Consider the following 3,785-nt stretch of genomic DNA (forward strand, 5'->3'; position numbering starts at 1 on the left):
CGCGTTGGAACGGTACGGCATGGACTCCGTCATCGCGGTCGGCGTGATCGCGGAACTGGAGAAGACCTTCGGACCGCTGCCCCGGACCCTCCTGCTGGAGGTCGAAACCGTCCGCGAGCTGGCCCGCTACCTCGCCACCGACCACCCGCAGGCGCTGCGCGCGCTGCTGATCCCAGCCTGACCGTGCGGAAACCGAGTCAGGTCCGCACCGCTGCCAGGAACCACCGGAAGGGGAACAGGGCATGCCCATGAACTATCCGACCGAGCGCGCGGTAGCCGTCGTCGGGATGTCCTGCCGCGTGCCGGGCGCCGACAGCCTCGACGCCTTCTGGCAGCTGCTGGTGGACGGCGTGGAGGCGATCACCGACGTGCCCGCCGGACGCTGGGACCTCGACGGGCTGCCGGACCCGGCCGACCCGGCGGTACCCCGCAGGGGCGGCTTCCTCGACGGGGTCGCCGACTTCGACCCCGGGTTCTTCGGCATCTCGCCGCGCGAGGCCGCGGCGATGGACCCGCAACAGCGGCTGGCGCTCGAACTCGCCTGGGAGGCGCTGGAGCACGCCGGTGTCGTGCCGGACAGCCTGCGCGGAGAGTCGGCGGCGGTCCTGCTCGGGGTCACCGGTGACGACTACGCGGCGCTGGTCCACCAGCACGGCCCCGACGCGGTGTCCCACCACTCGCTGGCGGGGCTGAGCCGGGGGATCATCGCGAACCGGGTCTCCTACCACCTCGGTCTGCGCGGGCCCAGCCTCACCGTGGACGCGGCGCAGGCCTCCTCCCTGGTCGCCGTGCAGATGGCCTGCGAGAGCCTGCTGTCGGGCGCCGCCGCACTGGCGCTGGCCGGCGGCGTGCACCTGAACCTCGTACCGGACAGCACGCTCGCCTTCGCCCGGTCGGGTGCGCTCTCCCCGGACGGCCGCTGCTACGCCTTCGACGCACGCGCCAACGGCACGGTGCGGGGCGAAGGCGGCGGCGTGGTGGTTCTGAAGCGGCTGAGCGACGCCATCGCCGACGGCGACCGGGTGCAGTGCGTGCTGCTCGGCGGCGCGGTGAACAACGACGGCGGCGGCCAGGCCCTCACCGTCCCCGACGGCGGTGCGCAGCGGGAGCTGCTGCGCCAGGCCTACGACCGGGCCGGAGTGGATCCGGCCCAGGTTCGGTACGTCGAACTGCACGGCAGCGGAACGAGGGCGGGCGACCCGGTCGAGGCGCGGGCCCTCGGCGAGGTCCTCGGCCGGGAGCGGGCCGACGGGCAGCCGCTGCTCGTCGGCTCGGTGAAGACCAACATCGGGCACCTGGACGGCGCGGCCGGCGTGATCGGGCTGATCAAGGTCGCGCTGTCGTTGCGGCACGGCACGATCCCGGCGAGCCTGAACTACTCCGAGCCGAACCCGGCGATCCCGATGGAGCAGCTGAAGCTCCGGGTCAACGCCGCCACCGGGCCCTGGCCAGAGGGCCCGCGGCTGGCCGCCGTCAGCTCCTTCGGCCTGGGCGGTACCAACTGTCACCTGGTGGTCGCCCCGGGCCCCGACCAGGTCGCCGAGGAGACCGCCGCACCCACCGACCCGGTGCCCGTGCCGGTGACCGTGTCGGGCACGACCGAGCAGGCACTCCGGGCCCAGGCACGGCGCCTGATGGAACGGGTGGAGGCCGACGCCGACCTGCGTCCGGCGGACCTCGGGTACTCGACGGCGACCACCCGGACCGCCCTGGGGCGGCGCGGGGTCGTCGTCGCCGCGGACCGCGGCGACCTGCTGGCCGGACTCGGGGCGCTGGCGGCGGGCCAGGCCGCCCCGAACGTGGTGGAGGGCACGGCCGTCCCCGCGCCCGGAGTGGTGTGGGTCTTTCCCGGCCAGGGACCGCAGTGGGCCGGGATGGGACTCGAACTGTGGGAATCCTCACCGGTGTTCGCCGCGCGGATGGACGAGTGCGCGCGGCTGCTGGAAGGCCGGGTCGACTGGTCGCTGCGGGAGGTGCTCGCCGACGCGGCGGCGCTCGGACGCATGGACGTGATGCAGCCCGCGCTCTTCGCGGTCCAGGTGTCGCTGGCCGAGGTGTGGCGCTCGGTCGGGCTCGCACCCGCCGCCGTGGTGGGGCACTCCCAGGGCGAGATCACGGCGGCCTGCGCGGCGGGGATCCTCGCCCTGCCGGACGCACTGCGGCTGATGGTCGAACGCAGCAAGGCCATCGTCGCCCGGCTCTCCGGACGCGGGGCGATGGCCCTGCTGGCCATGCCGGTCGAGGAGGTCGACCGGGACCGGGTCGCGATCGGCGCCGTGAACGGGCCGAACGCCGTGGTCGTGTCCGGGCCGGTGGACACCGTGCACGCGATGGTGGCCGAGAGCAAGGCCCGCGGGGTGCGCGCCCGGATGGTGCCGATCGACTACGCCTCGCACTCGCCGCAGGTGGCGGAGATCCGCGACGAGGTGCTGCGCGCCGCCGAGGGCGTGACGGCGACCCCGAACGAGGTCGCGTTCTACTCCACGGTCACCGGCGGCCGGCTGCCCGCCGAGGCGCTGGACGCCGAGTACTGGTACCGGAACGTCCGTGAGACGGTCCGACTGGAGGACGCGGTACGGGCGTTGGCCGCCGACGGCCACCGGGTCTTCCTGGAGGCCAGCCCGCACCCGGTGCTGACCGTGCCGATCCAGGACACGGTGCGCGACACCTGCGAGGCGGTCGTGCAGGGCACGCTGCGCCGTGCCGACGGCGGGCTCCGCCGGCTGCTGCTGTCCATGGCCGACGTGCACGCGCAGGGTGTCCCGGTGGACTGGCGGGCGATGTTCGAGGGCACCGGCGCCCGCAGCGTCGAGCTGCCCGGCTACGCCTTCCAGCGGCAGCCCTACTGGCTGGGCGCGCGGGGCGCCGCCGCACCCGCGCCCCGGGTCGAACCAGTCGCACCGGATGCGTCCGTCGCGCCCGGTGCACCCGATGCGTCCGCCGCACCCGGTGCGCCCGCCCGGCCGACCGGCCCGGGGGAGCGGGAGTTGGCGGACCTGGTCCGCGCCCAGGCGGCTGCCGTGCTCGGACACGCCGACCCGCGCGTGGTCGAGGCCGACCGCTCGTTCAAGGAGATCGGGTTCGATTCGGTCACCTCGGTGGAGCTCAGCGACCGGCTGAGCCGGGCGACCGGCCTGCGGCTGCCGAGCACGCTGCTCTTCGACCGTCCCACCCTCACCGACCTCGTGCGGCACCTCCATGACGAACTGTCGGACGACGACGCCGGGGAGAGCCGGGTCGAGCGGGGCGCCGACCCGCAGCAGGACGCGATCGCGATCGTGGGGATGGGCTGCCGGCTGCCCGGCGGCGTCTCCTCCCCGGAGGAGCTGTGGCGGCTGGCGGCCGACGGGGTGGACACGATCTCGGGGTTCCCCGAGGACCGCGGCTGGAACCCGGACCCGGCGAGCACCGGCAACGTCCGAACCGGCGGTTTCCTGCGGGACGCCCCCGGGTTCGACGCCGACTTCTTCCGGATCAGCCCGCGTGAGGCCCGGGCGATGGACCCCCAGCAGCGGCTGCTGCTGGAAGTGTCCTGGGAGGCGCTGGAACGGTCCGGAATCGACCCCGCCACCCTGCGCGGGAGCCGGACGGCCGTCTTCACGGGCGTGATGAACCAGGACTACGTCCCCCCGCTGCACCAGACGCCCGAGAGCTTCGGCGGGCACGCCCTGACCGGTGGTGCTCCGAGCGTGGCGTCCGGCCGGGTGGCCTACACGTTCGGGTTCGAGGGGCCCGCGGTGACGGTGGACACGGCGTGTTCGTCCTCGCTGGTGGCGTTGCACCTG

At 74.5% G+C, this 3,785-nt stretch carries 2 protein-coding genes; both read left to right on the top strand.

All coding sequences use genetic code 11. The features are described 5' to 3' along the window. A partial coding sequence (locus UK12_RS32075; RefSeq protein WP_045306734.1) for an acyl carrier protein occupies positions 1–181 on the top strand: 181 nt, incomplete at its 5' end. 61 nt (positions 182–242) lie between these two features. Beyond that, a partial coding sequence (locus tag UK12_RS32080) for a type I polyketide synthase (protein WP_045306735.1) occupies positions 243–3,785 on the top strand: 3,543 nt, incomplete at its 3' end.

Source organism: Saccharothrix sp. ST-888 (genome assembly GCF_000955975.1).
Lineage (GTDB): Bacteria > Actinomycetota > Actinomycetes > Streptomycetales > Streptomycetaceae > Kitasatospora.